This is a genomic window from Pseudomonas syringae CC1557, from assembly GCF_000452705.1.
In the GTDB taxonomy this organism is placed as follows: Bacteria; Pseudomonadota; Gammaproteobacteria; order Pseudomonadales; family Pseudomonadaceae; genus Aquipseudomonas; species Aquipseudomonas syringae_F.
This window is the reverse complement of record NZ_CP007014.1, coordinates 1,914,747-1,932,480: the sequence shown is the minus strand read 5'-3', so window position 1 is coordinate 1,932,480 and position 17,734 is coordinate 1,914,747. Positions and strand designations below refer to the sequence as shown.

The following is a 17,734-nucleotide window of genomic DNA, read 5'->3' as shown; positions in this document are numbered from 1 at the left end:
GATGTGCGACCCGGTGTCGGCTTGTGATACAGACCACTGCGCACGACCAAACTGAGCAAATACATTATCCTTCACCCTCGCTTTCCACGAGTCACCCTCCCATGCAATCACCCTCCAACCGTCAGCGCACAGGGCGTGTGAAAACGCGTGGCCTGCGTATGGGCGGGATGGGACTGGTGTTGGCACTGGTTTTTCAGGGCGAGGCCCTCGCGGAAGAATTCGAGTTCGATATCCCCGCACAGGCCTTGAGCAGCGCCCTTAAAGAACTGGGGCGTCAAGGCGATCTGCAAATTCTCTACAACCCCGAGGACGTCAACGGCAAGCTCAGCAGCCCGGTGCACGGCAGGTTGACGCCTGAGCAGGCGACCATGGACCTGCTGAAAAAAGCCGGTGTGGCGCACAGCCTTGAAGCCAATACCCTAACCTTGGGCGTCGCAGCCTCGGCACCACCCATGAGCCTCAAACCGGTGACGATCAAGGGCAGTGAGTTCGGCATGAGCACCGAGGGCAGCGGCTCTTACGCGGCCTCCGGCATCAGCATCAACAAGACCTCGCAGTCATTGCGCGACACCCCGCAGTCGGTCACCGTCATCACCCGACAATTGATGGACGACAAGAACCTTACCGGCCTGGATGAAGTGATGGCGCAAACGCCCGGCATCACTTTTTCGCAACGCAATTTCGGCTCGCATGTGTTCAGCTCCCGCGGCTTTGCCCTAGAGGATGAAAGTTACACCATCGACGGCGTGGCAGGTCAGGGTTACAGCGTCACTGGCTGGATGACCCCTGATATGGAAATCTACGACCGCGTCGAAGTGCTGCGCGGCGCTGCCGGATTGCTGATCGGCGTGGGCAACCCCGGTGGCGCGGTCAATCTGGTGCGCAAGCGACCAACGGCCATACCGCAGTTTTCGATCACCACGCGCGCCGGCAGCTGGGACCAGTACCGCGTCGATCTGGACGGCAGCAGCAAGCTCAACGAGCAAGGCAGCGTTCGCGGGCGTTTCGTAACGTCTTACGAAGACCGTGGCACCTTCATCGACGGGCTGCAAAAAACCGCGCCGTTGCTGTACGGCATTCTGGAAACCGACCTGAGCGAAGACACCACCCTGACCCTCGGCCTGCGTCATCAAAGCGCGGACACAAAAGGCTTTTCGATTTTCGGCCTGCCCCGCTACAGCAACGGCAAGGCCATAGATCTACCGCGATCTACGTCTCTGGCTCAGGACTGGAACCGCCATCAGACCCGAACGGACGAAGTGTTCAGTGAGCTGGAAACCCGTTTTGACGAGCACTGGAGCGGTACGTTGTCGGCGACCCATTCGGAAGGCTCGTTCGATCAGAAAGTCGCCTACGCCCAAGGCACCATCGACCCTGCGACACAGAGCGGTTCGCGGCTGGTCAAAACCCTGTTTCGCTCGGACACGATTCAGAGCAACGGTGTCGATGGCCATCTGGACGGCCGCTTCGAAGCCTTTGGCCTGACTCATCAGTTGACGGTCGGCGGCAACGGGTCTGAGCAGAAACGCGATTCCCGCTACGCCACGGTCAACGCCAATCAGCCGCTGGACATTTTCAACGCCGACCACAACGCCATCGCAGAACCTGCGCGCCCGGCCTCGCGCAGCACTGACTACAGTGACAAGCGTTACGGCGTTTACAGCAACCTGCGCCTGAGCCTGACCGAGTCGTTGAGCCTGGTCATGGGCGGTCGAGTCAGTTGGTATGACTATCAGAGCCAGTCCGCAGGCGTGACCACCCGCGCCCGGGAGGACAACCAGGTCACGCCGTTCATGGGTGTGATCTACGATCTGGACAAGGACTGGTCGTGGTACGCCAGCTACACCGATATCTTTTTGCCGCAAAGCAGTTATCGCACGGCATCCGGCGCGTTTCTCGACCCGGCCATCGGTGCCAGCCATGAAACCGGTATCAAGGGCGAGCTGTTCGACAAGCGCCTGAACGTGTCTTTTGCACTGTTCTATGTGAAGCAGAAAGACGTGGCGGTCGAAGACGACGCCCATGCGGGCCAATGCCTCGGCAACGACGCTTACGGCACCTGCTATTTGAATGGCGACGTGCGGCGCAGCAAGGGTTTCGACATGGAGATCAGCGGCGAGCCGCTGCCCGGGTTGCAGACCATTGCCGGTTACACCTTCAACCTCACGCGTGGCAGCGACGGACAATCGATTTCGGCAGAAACGCCCCGGCACATGCTGCGCCTGTCCAGCAGCTACAACCTGCCCGGCAACTGGCGGCGGCTGACCGTTGGCGGCGGTGTCTCGGCGCAGAGCGGCTACTCGGAGCACGAGTCGACCCAGCCCATCGACAACCCCGGCCGCGCCATCTGGGACGCGCGAGCCTCATGGAAAATCGACGAGCACTGGTCGGTGGCACTCAACGGCAACAACCTGCTGGATCGTAAATACTACAAGGCCACCGGCGACATCGACCGCGGCAACTACTACGGCGACCCACGCAACTACGTATTGACCCTGCGTGGTGATTTTTAGCAGACCCGCGCTCGTTCCTTGCACTCGAGAGCGGACGCAGAGCGTCCAGAACCGCATGCCCACGTGGGCACGATAAGTGTGAGCCCGAACACTATCGTTGCACTCCAGCGTGGGAACGCCGTGTGTGAGGCTCTGCGTCACACGATCTGCGCCGCAACCCCGTCCAGTAACGCCTGCGCAATCACCACGTTGTCATGCCGCTGATCAATAATCGTCGAGCTGCGCAGCCCGTTCACCGAGCACTGTTCGAGCAGCACTGCTTCAGCTCGCGCAATCTGCCCGTGCTCACGGCTCTGCCCGGCCCACCAGCAGTCGGCCTGCACGTTGAGCTTTTTCAGGGTAAACGCCTGGCTCAACTGCGCATTTGATTCCAGCAGTTGGTAGCCGGTTTCGATCTCATCCTGCACGGCGATGTCCTGGAATATGCTGCGCAGGTGGTCGGCGTTGATTCCGGCCTCCCGTGCAACCTTGTCGACCACCCAGTCAATCACTTCGTCCTCGCTGGCCAGCGAATGCCGGGCTGTTTCGATCAGCCCCACAATCGTGTCTTCCTGCAAGCCCGGTACAAAGGCCTGCAAGCTCTTGATCAGGCTGTGGTAGTAGTTTTCGCCCTGTTTCTGCGTGGTGACTTCTGGCGCTTCCTCGACCCACTTCATCCCGACCGACGTAGGCAGTTGCGTGTCCACCAGCCCGAGGAAAGTCACCGTGTCGCCTTCCTCCTCAAGCACATGCGCCACCTCGATGGCCAGCGCTCCGCCCATCGACCAGCCCAGCAGGTTGTAAGGCCCGTGCGGCTGGGTCATGCGGATCTGTTCGACGTAGTAGTCGACCATTTCCTGCCAGGACGTATCGAACCAGCCCGGCACCACGTAGGCCTTGTTGACCAGCCCATAAACCCGACGGCTGTCGTTGAGTTTACCGGCCAGCGGGTAGTACGAGTACGTTCCGCCGCCGCCGGGTGGCAGGCAGAACAATGGCGTGTTGTCGGAACGGTTGGCGTTCATGGCGATGACCCCTGATTTGACCTTAGCCTCATCGGCACGCATGAAATCGGCCAGTTCACCGAGGGTCTGCATCAGCAGAAAATCATGCAGCTTGATGGAGATATCGAACGTCTCACGAATCCGCCCGGCCAGCGAAACCGCCAGCAACGAGTGCCCGCCCAGCGCAAAGAAGTTGTCGTTGAGCCCGACCCGCTCGACCTGCAACACCTGCTCCCAGAGCGCCGCCAGACGCTGTTCGAAGTCAGTACGCGGTGCGATGTAGCCCTGCTGCGACCGGGCTACGTCCGGTTTCGGCAGTGCGCGGCGATCCAGTTTGCCGTTGGCGGTCAGCGGCATCACATCAATAAAAACAAGGTATGTCGGCACCATGTAATCCGGCACATGAGCCTTGAGGTGCGCCTTCAAGGCTTCGCGCAAGCCTTGCGACTCGTGACCCGCCTCCGTCGCCACCAGATACGCCACCAATTGCTTGCCGGAAGGCCCATCGATGTCGATGACATTGGCTTCGCGCACAGCTGCATGCTCGTGCAGGCGCGCTTCGATTTCGCCCAGTTCGATACGCAGGCCGCGAATCTTTACCTGATGGTCGATACGCCCGGCGTACTCGATCACGCCCTCGTCACGATAACGCGCCAGATCGCCGCTGCGGTAGAGCCTGCCGCCGCCCTGCTCGTCGAACGGGTCCGGCACAAAACGCTCGGCGGTCAGCGCCGCCCGCTTGTGATAACCCCGCGCCAGACCGACGCCGCCCAGATACAGCTCTGCCGCAACGCCTTGTGCGGCAGGCAGCAAACCGTCGTCCAGAATGTGGGTTTTCAGGTTATCGATCGGCCGACCAATCGGCACGCTGAGCACGTCGTCGTTTGTGCAGGTCCAGTGGGTCACGTCGATTGCCGCTTCGGTCGGACCGTACAGATTGAATAACCCAACCTGCGGAAGACGCTTGAGCACCTGACCGGCCAGCTCGGCAGGCAGCGCTTCGCCGCTGCACACCACACGGCGCAGGCTGTCGCAGCGTTCTACCTGCGGGTGGGTCAGAAACGCCTGGAGCATCGACGGTACAAAGTGCAGCGTCGTGACCTGATGCTCGCGAATGGTCTGCACCAGCCGCTCGGGGTCGCGATGATCGCCCGGCAACGCTACCGCCAGACGTGCGCCGGTCAGCAACGGCCAGAAGAATTCCCAGACCGACACGTCGAAACTGAACGGGGTTTTCTGCAAAACGGTATCGGATTCGCTCAGCCCGTAGGCCTTTTGCATCCAGTGCAAACGGTTGACCAACGCACGATGGCTGTTGCCTGCACCTTTGGGCTTGCCGGTCGAACCGGAGGTGTAAATCACGTAAGCCAGATTCTGCGGATGAGTCAGATTGACCGGGTTGGCAGTGCTGTAACCCTCCAGCCAGTCGCCCTCCTGATCCAGACAAATACTCTGAACCTGAACCGGTATACGCTCCAGCAATGCCGATTGAGTCAGCAGCAAGGCAATCCCGCTGTCCTCCATCATGTACGCCAGCCGATCCTCGGGATAATCCGGGTCCAGCGGCACGTAAGCGCCACCGGCCTTGATGATCGCCAGCAAACCGATCACCAGTTCCAGGCTGCGCTCGACGCAAATCCCCACCAGCACGTCCGGGCCGACGCCTGCTTCGCGCAAGCGGTGCGCGAGCTGATTGGCGCGGGCGTTGAGTTGCGCATAGCTGATTTGCTCGGCAGCAAAGATCAGTGCCGGGGCATCGGGCGTGGCCACGACCTGAGCCTCGATCAGGCTGTGCAGGCAGTGTTCGCTCGGGAATTCAGCGGCGGTAGCGTTCCAGTCGCGGACAATCTGCTGCTGTTCGTGATCATCCAGCAACGCCAGTTCGCCAATCGCCGCCTGCGGATCCCGCACCAGAGCCTGCAAAACCTGGCGAAAATGCGCTGACAAGCGCGCCATCTGCGGCTCGCTGAAGTACTGACGCGCATAGCTGAAACGCAGCGACAGGGCTTCGCCCAAATTAACCACCAGGGTCAGCGGGTAATGAGTCTGTTCCTGCGTGTGCAGGCCGCCGAACACCAGCCCTTGCGGCGCGGACTGTTGCAGGGCCTCGGACACCGGGTAGTTTTCGAACACCAGAATGGTGTCGAACAGCGCCTCGCCAGCGCTGCGGGCCCAGCGTTGAATCTCGTACAGCGGTGTGTGTTCATGCTCACGCAGGGCGATGTTTTTCGCCTGCACCTGCTGCACCCAGGCCGCCACACACTGTTCCGGGCGAGGGCTGGCGATCACCGGCAACGTGTTGATGAACAGCCCCAGTTGCTCTTCGACGCCCGGCAAATCAGCCGGACGCCCGGCAACGGTCGCGCCGAAGGTCACGCTGGACTGGCCGGTGTAGCGTTGCAGCACCAGCAGCCAGGCCGACTGCACCAGCGTGTTGAGGGTGACACGCTGCTCGCGGGCAAACTCGCTCAATTGACGGGTGCTGTCGGCGTCGATCAGTTGCAGATAATCGCCATGCCCCTGCCCGCTATCAGGCGCTTTGAAGGCCTGAACCAGCCGCGTCGGCTCATCCAGTTCAGCAAGCTGGCCGGTCCAGAAACGCTCGCTGAGCCCGGCGTCCTGGCGTTGCAGCCATTCGATATAGTCACGATAACGGCTGACCTGCCTCGGCAGTGTCTGGCCGCTGTAGCGTTGCAACACTTCGCCCAGCAGGCGCGAGCTGCTCCAGCCGTCCATGAGAATGTGATGGCTGGTGTAGATCAATTGATGCGTCTGCTCGCCAGTGCGCAACACGGCCAGGCGCAGCAACGGCCCTTGGGCCAGATCGAAGCCCTGCTGGCGATCGGCGCTCGCCCAGTCGTCAACCCATTCGTTTGATTGCGCACGGGCATCCCGTTCGACAAACGGCATGCTGACATCGCGCAACACCACTTGCAGCGACTGCTGCAGATGGCTGACAAAACCGCTGCGCAGCACCTCATGGGCGTCCAGTGTCGCCTGCCAGGCGGCGCGGAAACGTGGCACGTCCAGCCCGCTGACCTCGACGCGCATCTGGTTGATGTAATTGCCCGCCTCCTGCTCGAACAGGGTGTGGAACAGCATGCCCTGCTGCATCGGTGCCAGCGGGTAGATGTCTTCGATCTGTCCGGCAGGGATCGGCAAACGGCTTAGCTGCGACTGGGTCAGGCGCGCCAGCGGGAAGTCCGACGGGGTAACGCCGGCCACGCCTTCGGTGGTGCAATGCGCAATCAACTGTTGCAGCTCAAGGGTGTATTCGTCGGCCAGCCGTTGCACGGTGTAACGTTCGAATACCGCGCCGCTGAAGGTCCAGCTCAGGCGCAGCTCGCCGCCGTAGACCTGACCATTGATGCTGAGCGGCGCCGCCAACGGCGCGTCGGCACTCTGCGACGCGCCGCTGCTGTCGGCCGACGGCGTGAACAGCGCGCCTTGTGCGTCAAAGCTGCCGTCGAACTGGCCCAGATAATTGAACACAATGCTGCCCTGAGGTAACGCCTGCAAGGTCTGCCGCGCCGACTCGCTGCCCAGATAACGTAACGCACCGTAGCCAATGCCCTTGTCAGGCACTGCGCGCAATTGCTCTTTGATGGTCATGAGCGAATCGGCCAGCGTGGTCTGTGGGGTAAGCCTGACCGGGTACAGGTTACTGAACCAGCCCACCGTGCGGGTGATGTCCAGCGCCTCGAACAGGTCTTCGCGGCCATGCCCTTCCAGACGAATCAGCGCATGCGGCTGCTCGGTCCAGCGACTGACAACCCGCGCCAGCGCAGTCAGCAGCAGGTCATTGATCTGCGTGCGGTAAGCCGCGGGGGCGTCTTGCAGCAGTTGCCGGGTCAGCTCGCCATTCAGTTGCGTGACCACTGACAGCGCGTGTTTTTGTTGCTGGCCGCCGTGTGGATGATCACACGGCAAGGCGTCACTGACGTCCTGCAACTGCGCCTGCCAGTAACCCAGCTCCTGCTCCAGCGCCGGGCTCTGCGCATAGGCCTGCAACTGCTCGGCCCAGCTTTTCAGCGAGCTGGTTTTCGCCGGGAGCGCCGCAGGCCGACCTGCCGCGATGGCGAGATACGCCTGTTGCAGGTCTTCCAGCAATACTCGCCATGAAACCCCGTCCACCACCAGATGATGAATCACCAGCAACAGGCGTTGTTCGCCCTGCGGCAGATTGACCAGTACCGCACGCAGCAACGGGCCGTTTTTCAGGTCCAGGCTGCGTGGTGCTTCGTCGGCCAGTTCGGCCAGTCGCTCGACGCTGTCCAGTTCATGGGTCCACAGCACGTCACGCGTGTTTAAAGCGCCGAACGTGGCTTGCCAAACGTCGTTTTGCCGAGTGAAACCGAGGCGCAGTGCATCATGCTGTTCGATGAGCGCGGTGAGTGCCGCCTGCAGGTGGGCCGCATCCAGCATTTGCAGGGGCTTGAGCATCAGCGCCTGATTCCAGTGCTGACGCTGGGGGATCTCCAGCTCGAAGAAGCGCGCCTGAATCGGCAGCAACGGCAGGACTCCGCTGGCCTGTTCCAGCACAGCGGCGGGCTTTTTCTCGATCAATTTAGCCACAGAAGCCAACTGACCGATGGTCTGTTTTTCAAACAACTGCTTGGGGCTGAGCTTGATGCCCTGGCGCTTGGCGCGAGCGATGATTTGCAGGCTGAGGATCGAATCGCCCCCCAGTTCGAAGAAGTTGTCGGTGCTGCCGACCTGCTCCAGCTTGAGTACATCGGCCCAGACCGCAGCGAGTTTTTCCTCGATCTCGCCGACCGGCGCGGTGTACCGCTGTTTGACCACACCCAGCCTGGGCAAGGCGCGCTTGTCGAGCTTGCCATTGGCGGTCAGCGGCAACCTGTCCAGCAGCAGGATCTGCGCAGGCACCAGGTATTCCGGCAGGCGTGCCGCCAGTTGCTCGCGTAGCTGCTCAACATTGAGGCTCGCACCGGCTGCCGCGACGCAATACGCCACCAGTTGCAGACGTGTCGCGTCGCTTTCCAGCGGCTGGGCCAGCACTACGGCTTCGGCCACGTTGTTCAGGGTTTGCAGCAACTGGCCGACTTCGCCCGGTTCGACCCGGTAACCGCGAATTTTCACCTGATCATCAGCACGGCCCAGGTACTCCAGCACGCCATCCACCCAGCGCGCACGGTCGCCTGCCCGGTACAGGCGCTGACCATTGGCATCCGGGTCCGGCACGAAGCGTTCGGCGGTCATCGCCGCACGGCCCAGATAACCCTGCGCCAGCCCTTGACCGCCCAGATACAGCTCGCCCGCCACCCGCTCGGCGACCGGGTTCAGATAGGCGTCGAGCACTCGCGCCTTGCCGTTGGCCAGCGGTTGGCCGACCGGCACGCTGCGGCAGCCACTCAGACGCTCGGCCACTTCATGGGTGAGGATGCCGACCGTGGTTTCGGTCGGGCCGTAGTGATTGACGATGCGGCAGCCCGGTTTCAACGCGCGGACCTGTTCGATCAACGCCCACGAGCTGGCCTCGCCCCCGAGAATCAGTAACTGGCTCGGCAGCACGTCGGCCGGGTTGGCAGCTTGCAGCAAGCCCTGCAAATGGCTGGGCACGATCTTCAAGACGTCGACCTGATGCTCGGCCATGTAGCGGGCGAAACCATCAGGGTCGAACGCCTGCTCGTGGGACAGCAGGTGCAGCGGGCGACCGGAGGCCAACGCACCGAACAGCAACGTATGGCCCAGGTCCGCCGCAACCGTCGAGACCATCGCCATGCTCGCGCCGTCCTTCAGCGACAGGCGCTCAAGCACGCCCTGCACATAGTTGGCCAGCGCACCGTGGCTGATCACCACGCCCTTGGGCTGCCCGGTGGAGCCAGAGGTGTAAACGATGTAAGCCGCTTGCTCGGCCATGACCTGAACGTTCAGCGCACCGCTGTCGACATCGGCCCACAACGTGGCATCGAAAGCCAGCACCGGGCACACGCCAAGCTGCGCGGCCTTGTCATCGTCGGGTGCATGAATCAGCAACACGGCGCCGCTGTCACGGGCCAGCTGTTGCAGGCGCTCGGCAGGTTGTGCGCTGTCCAGCGGCAGGTACACCGCGCCCAGTTTCAGCACCGCCAGCAGGCTGACCACCCATTCCACAGAGCGATCCAGGCACAGCGCAACGGTCATGCCCGGGTTGATGTCCTGTGCGTGCAGGTAGCGGGCGAACTGGTTACTGCGTCTTTCAAGTTCGTCAAAGCTCAACACCTGCTGGCCAACGCGCAAGGCGGTGTTGTCGCCACCCGCTTCAAGGCCCTGTTGCCAAAGGCTGAGAAAATCGTCACAGGCAAAATCAGTGGTTTGCTCAATGCCGGGCAACAAGACCGTTTGCGGCCGGTCGGCCAGACGCTGATCAGCATCCACGACCAGTGCTTGCAGCACGCCACGCAGCGCGTCGGCCATGCGTTCGATGGTCTGCGCCTCGAACAGGTCGGTGGCGTAGGTGAAATAGCCGCGAATACCGCCCGGCGTATCGTTAAAGTCAAAGGCCAGATCAAAGCGCGCATCACTGCTGCCCATCGGAAACTCGTCGACGGTCAGCCCCGACACGCTTTGCCCACTGTCATCAGCGCTCAGCACGTGCTGATTGATCTTGAACTGGAACAGCGGGTTGTGGCCCAGGTTGCGTTCCGGGGCCAGCGCATCCACCAGATGTTCAAAGGGCAGTTCCTGATGCGACTGGGCCCCGGTGACCACCTGTTTCACCTGATCCAGCAGCTCAGCAAAGCTCTGCCGCTCGTCCACCTGAACGCGCAGCACCTGGGTGTTGATAAAGAAGCCGATCAGGCCTTCCAGTTCGCTGCGGGTGCGCCCGGCATTGGGCGCGCCGATGCGAATGTCGGCTTGGCCGCTGAAGCGCGACAGCATCACCGACAGCGCTGCCAGCATCAGCATGAACACGGTCTGGCCATTGTTGCGCGCCTGGATTTTCAGCTGTGCGGACAGTTGTTCCGGCAGGTCGACACGCACAGTCGCCCCGCGCTGGCTCGGTTGCAGCGGACGCTCGTGATCCAGCGGCAACGTCAGCAGCGGATGTTCGCTACCCAATTGCTGTTTCCAGTAATCCAGTTGTCGCTCGCCCTCCCCGGCCTCCAGCCAGGCGCGTTGCCAGATGGCGTAGTCGGCGTACTGAATCGCCAGCGCAGGCAATTGCGCGGGCTGCCCGGAAACTTGTGCCTGATACAGCTGCACCCACTCACGAATCAGCACTTCACCAGACCAGCCATCGGACACCACGTGATGCATGCACACCGTCAGGACGTGCTCGGTTTCGCTCAGTTGGAACAGTTTGACCCGCAGCAGCGTGCCACTCAGCAGGTCAAAGGGCTTTTGCAGCTCCGCACGCACCTGACGTTCGATGTCGGCGGGCTGAGTCGAGGCGAATTCAAGGGCGACAGTCGCCTGCTCAAGAATCTCCTGATAAAACGCGCCCTCTTCGGACACAAAGCGGGTGCGCAGGGTTTCGTGGCGCTGCACCAGTTGATCCAGCGCGGCGCTCAATGCCTGCCGGTCCAGCGGGCCGTTGAGGCGCACGGCCATGGGCACGTTGTAAGCGGCGTTGTCCGGTTCCATCTGCCAGAGAAACAGCATGCGCTGCTGGGCGTAGGACAGCGGGATACGCGCTGCGGCATGCCGGGTCACGGCGATAGGCAGCAGCTTGAAGCTCTGCCCGGTCTCGTGCATTTTGGCGAGGATCTGGCGGCGCTGTTCAACGGGCAACTCCGTAAAACGCTGGGCGATACGCTCTGCTGCAGACTTGTCCATGTCAGATACCCGCCATTTCATTCATCATTTTTTCGATATCGGACAAGCCGTCCTCGGTCAGCGACAGGCCACTGCTGGCGAAAGCCTGAATAAATTCGTTCAATTGCGGTTTCTCGAAAATCAGGCGCAGCGGGATGTCGATCCCAAGGCCGGTGTGGATTCTGGAAATCAGTTGCGTCGCCAGCAATGAATGGCCGCCCAGTTCGAAGAAATCATCGCTCAGCCCGACACGCTCGACTTTCAGCACATCGGCCCAGATCGCCGCCATCTGCTGTTCCTGGTCAGTGGATGGCGCGACGTACTGGCGCTGTAACTGGCTGGCGTCCGGTTTCGGCAGGGCCTTGCGATCCAGCTTGCCATTGGCGCTCAGTGGCATGCTGTCCAGGACAATGAAATGGGTCGGCACCATGTAATCGGGCAACGATTCCTTGAGATGCGCCTTGAGCGCATCACGCAGTTGATCGCCGCTGTGCTCAGCCACCAGATACGCCGCCAGTTGCTTGCCGGACGGGCCGTCGACGTCGATAACCACCGCTTCGTGAACGCTGTCGTGCTCCAGCAGGCTGGCTTCGATTTCGCCCAGTTCGATACGCAGACCACGAATCTTCACCTGATGGTCGATACGTCCGGCGTACTCGATCACGCCCTCGTCGCGATAACGCGCCAGATCGCCGGTGCGGTACAGCCTGCCGCCGCCCTGCTCGTCGAACGGGTCCGGCACAAAACGCTCGGCGGTCAGCGCTGCACGCTTATGATAACCCCGCGCCAGACCGACGCCGCCCAGGTACAGCTCTGCCGCAACGCCCTGTGCGGCAGGCAGCAAACCGTCGTCCAGAATGTGGGTTTTCAGGTTATCGATGGGGCGACCAATCGGCACGCTAAGCACATCGTCGGTGCTGCAAGTCCAGTGGGTCACGTCGATAGCCGCTTCGGTCGGACCGTACAGATTGAATAACCCCACCTGTGGCAGACGCTTAAGCACCTGACCGGTCAGCTCGGCAGGCAGCGCTTCGCCGCTGCACACCACTCGACGCAGGCTGTCACAGCTTTCCACCTGCGGATGGGTCAGAAACGCCTGGAGCATCGACGGCACAAAGTGCAGGGTCGTGACCTGATGCTCGCGAATGGTCTGCACCAGTCGCTCGGGATCGCGATGATCGCCCGGCAACGCTACCGCCAAGCGAGCGCCGGTCATGAGCGGCCAGAAGAATTCCCAGACCGACACGTCGAAGCTGAACGGGGTTTTCTGCAAAACGGTATCGCTGCCGCCCAGCCCGTAGGCCTTTTGCATCCAGTGCAAGCGGTTGACCAACGCACGATGGCTATTGCCCGCGCCCTTTGGCTTGCCGGTCGAACCGGAGGTGTAAATCACGTAAGCCAGATTCTGCGGATGAGTCAGGTTGACCGGGTTGGCAGTGCTATAACCCTCCAGCCAGTCGCCCTCCTGATCCAGGCAAATGCTCTGAACCTGAACCGGCAGGCGTTCCAGCAATGCGCTTTGGGTCAGCAGCAAGGCAATCCCGCTGTCCTGCATCATGTACGCCAGCCGATCCTCGGGATAATCCGGGTCCAGCGGCACGTAAGCGCCACCGGCCTTGATGATCGCCAGCAAACCGATCACCAGTTCCAGACTGCGCTCGACACAGATGCCCACCAGCACGTCCGGGCCGACGCCTGCTTCGCGCAAGCGGTGCGCGAGCTGATTGGCACGGGCGTTGAGTTGCGTGTAGCTGAGTTGCTTGGCAGCAAAGATCAGCGCCGGGCATCGGGCGTGGCTGCTACCTGCGCTTCGATCAGGCTGTGCAGGCAGTGTTCGCTCGGGAACTGCGCAGCCGTGGCGTTCCAGTCGCGGACAATCTGCTGCTGTTCGGCAGCGTCGAGCATCGGCACGTCGGCGATGCGCTGGCTGACATTGGTGCAGATGGCCTGCAACAACGCCAGCCAGTGTCCGGCCATGCGCTCGATGGTGCTGCGCTCGAACAGCGCGGTGGCGTAGGTCAGGCCTGCGCTCAGGCCGCCGTCATGCTCGGCGGTGTTCAGGGTCAGGTCGAACTGCGCCGGATAGTTCTCCGACACCAGCGCTTCAACCTGCAAGCCCGGCAGTGCGCGCACTTCGGCGCTGGCCTGACTCTGGTGGTTGAACATCACCTGAAACAGCGGGCTGTGGCTGAGGCTGCGTTGTGGCTGCAAGGCTTCGACCAGTTGTTCGAACGGCAGCTCCTGATGCGCCTGGGCTTGCAGCGCGGTGTGTTTGACCTGTTGCAGCAGCTCGCTGAAGGTGGTTTGCAGATCAAACCCGGCGCGCAATACCTGGGTGTTGACGAAGAAACCGATCAGGCCTTCGGTTTCTGCACGGGTGCGGTTGGTAATCGGCACGCCAACGCGAATGTCCGGCTGACCGCTATGACGGTGCAGCAGGGTCTGGAACGACGCGAGCAACAGCATGAACAGTGTGACGCCCTGCTGCCGCGCGGCCTGTTTCAAGTCAGCGATCAGCGCGGGCGCAAGCTCGATTGTCAGCCGCGCACCGGCATGGCTTTGCACGGGCGGGCGTGGATGATCGGCGGGCAGCTCCAGAATCGGTTGCTGGTCGCCCAGTTGCTGCTTCCAGTACTCCAGCTGACGCGCCTGCTCACCGGCCTCCATCCAGTTGCGCTGCCACAGCGCATAGTCGGCGTATTGCATGTCTAATTCGGCGAGCAGCACCTCACGGCCCTGACTGTAGCCTTCGTACAAGCGCACCAGCTCATCGACCATGATCGGCATCGACCAGCCATCGGAGACGATATGGTGCTGGGTCAGGATCAGCACGTGCTCGTCAGCAGCCAGATTCAACAGGCGGACCCGCAACAGCGGCCCGTGCTCCAGATCGAACGGGCGTTGCATTTCCTGCTGCACGCAGGCTTCAAGGGTCTGCCCCGCGGGCACGTTTTCGACTGTCAGGGTCAGGGCGCGTGGCGCATGGACAACCTGCACCGCCTGCTCGCCCTGCTGGCGAAAGGTCGTGCGCAGGGTTTCGTGACGGGCGATCAGCGCGCTGAAACTGTGCTCCAGCGCCGCGATGTCCAGCGAGCCGCTCAGGCGCAGGGCCGCAGGAATGATGTAAGCCGTGCTTTCAGGATCAAGCTGCCAGAGAAACCACTGGCGCTGCTGTGCATAGGAAAGGCCCAGCGGCTGAGCGCGATCGGCCTTGACGAAGCGTGGCGCGTCATTGCCCTGCCCATTGCCCGCCGCCTGCGCGAAGGCCGTCAGATCGCGCGCTTCGAACAGGTCGCGTAACGACAACTCGACGTCCAGTTGCTGACGAATACGCGAGATCACCTGAGTAGCCAGCAACGAATGGCCGCCGAGTTCGAAGAAGTTGTCGCCGCGCCCCACCTGCTCGACCTTGAGCACATCGGCCCAGACCGCCGCCAACTGTTCCTCCAGCTCGCCTTGTGGCGCGACGTAGGCCGCCTGCAACTGGCTGGCATCCGGCGCAGGCAGCGCGTTGCGGTCCAGCTTGCCGTTGGCGGTCAGCGGCATGTGGTCGAGGAAGATGAAGTGGGTCGGCACCATGTAATCCGGCAGATGTGCCCGGAGTTCGGCTTTCAGCGTTTCACGCAGCGTGTGCTGATCCTGATCAGGCTGGGTCGGCAGCAGATACGCCGCCAATTGCCCATCCAGCGCCAGCACGATCACTTCGCGTACTGCCGGGTGCGCTTGCAGCCGCGCTTCGATTTCGCCCAGTTCGATACGGAAGCCACGGATCTTCACTTGGTGGTCGATACGCCCGGCGTACTCGATGGTTCCGGCAGCGCGATAACGCGCCAGGTCGCCGGTGCGGTACAGACGGCCGCCGTCGCTGGAGAACGGGTCGGGCACAAAGCGTTCGGCGGTCAGCGCGGCGCGGTGGTGATAACCCCGCGCCAGACCGGCATGGCCGATGTGCAGTTCGCCGCTGCAACCCTGGGCAACCGGGTTGAAATCAGCGTCCAGCACGTACCACGACAGGTCCGCAATCGCCTCGCCAATCGGGCTGGCCGGGTGTTGTGTGTCGGCCTCGCTTATCGGTCGGTAAGTAACATGCACGGTGGTTTCGGTGATGCCGTACATGTTGATCAGTTGCGGCGCCTGATCGCCGAAACGTTCGAACCAGGGTGTCAGGCTGGCAACGTCCAGCGCTTCGCCGCCGAAGATGACTTTCTGTAACGGCATCGGCAACGGCGAATCGCAGGCCACGCGCATCAACTGCTTGAACGCCGACGGTGTCTGGTTGAGCACCGTGACCTGCTGTTCAACCAGCAAGGCATGAAACGCTTCCGGCGAACGGGTCACGTCGCGGGGCACGATCACCAGTCGACCGCCATGCAGCAACGCGCCGAATATTTCCCAGACCGAGAAATCGAAGGCAAAGGAATGGAACAGCGTCCAGACGTCTTTTTCGCTGAAAGCAAACCAGTCGTCGGTGGCAGCAAACAGGCGCATCAGGTTGTGCTGGGTCAGCAAGGTGCCTTTGGGTTTGCCGGTAGAGCCGGAGGTGTAGATCACATAAGCCAGATTGTCCGGCGAGGTCTGGTTCGGCAGGTTTTCCGTGCTGTAACCGTCCAGTGCCTCCGCCAGGTCAAAGGTCTGAACGTGTGCAGGAATCGGTAACCGCTCAAGCAAATGCGCCTGAGTCAGCAACAACTCGATACCGCTGTCCTGCATCAGAAAGCTCAGACGGTCCTGCGGATAATCCGGGTCCAGCGGCACGTACGCGCCACCGGCCTTGAGGATCGCCAGCAAGCCCACAATCATCTCCAGACTGCGTTCGGCGGCCAAACCGACGCGAACATCCGGGCCGACGCCCTGCGCCCGCAGTTTATGGGCCAACTGGTTGGCGCGGCGGTTGAGCTGTTGATAGCTCAGTTGCTCGGCAGCGAAACTCAGGGCGATGGCCTGTGGCGTGCGCTCGGCCTGGGTTTCGATGCGCTGATGGGCGCACTGCTCGCTCGGGTAGAACGTTAGGTTCTGATTCCAGTCGCGCAGGGTGTTCTGCTGCTCTTCAACGCTCAGCAACGGCAGGTCAGTGATGCGCTGATTGACGTCGCGGCACATGCCGTTCAGCAGGTTGCGCCAATGCCCGGCCATGCGCTCGATGGTTGCGGCGGCGAACAGGTCGGTGGCATAGGTCAACGAGGCGGCAAGGCCATTCTGGCGTTCGCAGGTGTCCAGCGTCAGGTCGAACTGCGCGGTGTGTTTGTCTGACACCTGATAGTCCAGGCGCAGACCGGCTAGCTCGCGGGCCTGATTGTGGCCTTCGCTCTGGTGGTTGTAGGCGACCTGAAACAACGGGCTGCGGCTCAGGTCGCGCTGCGGCTGCAAGGCTTCGACCAGTTGTTCGAACGGCAGGTCCTGATGGGCCTGCGCCTGCACGGCGGTGTGTTTGATCTGTTGCAGCAAGTCGGCGACGGTGGTCTGCGCGGCGAACTCGGCCTTGAGTACCTGGGTGTTGACGAAGAAACCGATCAACCCCTGGGTTTCGCTACGCGTGCGATTGGCAACCGGCACACCGACGCGTATATCGGCCTGACCGCTGTAGCGGTGCAGCAGCGTTTGCAACGAAGCCAGCAACAGCATGAACAGAGTGATGCCCTGCTGACGTGCCAGTGCCTTGAGGTTGTTCAGCAGCGCGGCGTCGAGCTCGACATTCAGCCGTGCGCCTTCGTAACTGCGCAGCGCCGGGCGCGGTCGATCAGTGGGCAGTTCCAGAATCGGCTGTTGTTCGCCCAGTTGCTGCGTCCAGTAATCCAGTTGGCGTTCCTGCTCGCCCATTTCCAGCCAGTTGCGCTGCCAGAGGGCGTAGTCGGCGTACTGGATCGGCAACGGTGCCAGTTCGGCCTCGCGGCCCAGCGTGGCAGCCTGATAGCACTGCATCAGCTCGTCGACCATGATCGGCATCGACCAGCCATCGGAGACAATGTGGTGCTGGGTCAGCACCAGCACATGTTCCTGCTCGCTCAGCCTGAGCAGCCTGATCCGTAACAGCGGCCCGTGCTGTAAATCGAAAGGCCGCTGGACTTCCTGATCCACATAGCGCTCGACCGTTTCGCCAGCCGCCAGTTGATCGACACCCAGCGCGAAAGGCGACGCCGGATGCACTACCTGCAACGCCTCATCGCCCTGCTGTTCGAAGGTGGTGCGCAAGGTTTCGTGACGTTCGATCAGTTGTTCGACGCTGCGCCGCAGCGCCTCGACATCCAGCGCGCCATGCAGGCGCAGCGCCAGCGGAATGTTGTAGGCCGCGCTGTGCGGCTCCAGTTGCCAGATGATCCATTGCCGCTGCTGTGCATACGAGAGCGCAGACGGTGCCTGCGTCTCGCGCCTGGCAATTGGCGTGACCCCGTAGAGATTCACCCCCTGGCGCTTGAGCAGGATCGCCAGCGCCTTGCGTTCACGGGCGGACAGCGATTTAACGGAGTCAAGCAACTGTTGCAC

At 62.0% G+C, this 17,734-nt stretch carries 2 protein-coding genes and 1 pseudogene; 1 reads left to right on the top strand and 2 read right to left on the bottom strand.

What is annotated here, in order from left to right:
- Window positions 1–101: 101 nt before the first annotated feature.
- Window positions 102–2,513, top strand: coding sequence for a TonB-dependent siderophore receptor (locus N018_RS08975; RefSeq protein ID WP_025389371.1), 2,412 nt, complete (start codon window positions 102–104; stop codon window positions 2,511–2,513).
- A gap of 137 nt (window positions 2,514–2,650) precedes the next feature.
- On the opposite strand, the gene N018_RS08970 is transcribed toward N018_RS08975, so the two are convergent.
- Both N018_RS08970 and N018_RS08965 read right to left on the bottom strand, forming a co-directional pair.
- On the bottom strand, window positions 2,651–11,275 hold the full coding sequence (locus N018_RS08970) for an amino acid adenylation domain-containing protein (RefSeq protein WP_025389370.1): 8,625 nt from the start codon (window positions 11,273–11,275) through the stop codon (window positions 2,651–2,653).
- 1 nt (window position 11,276) lies between these two features.
- Window positions 11,277–17,734, bottom strand: a pseudogene (locus N018_RS08965) (amino acid adenylation domain-containing protein).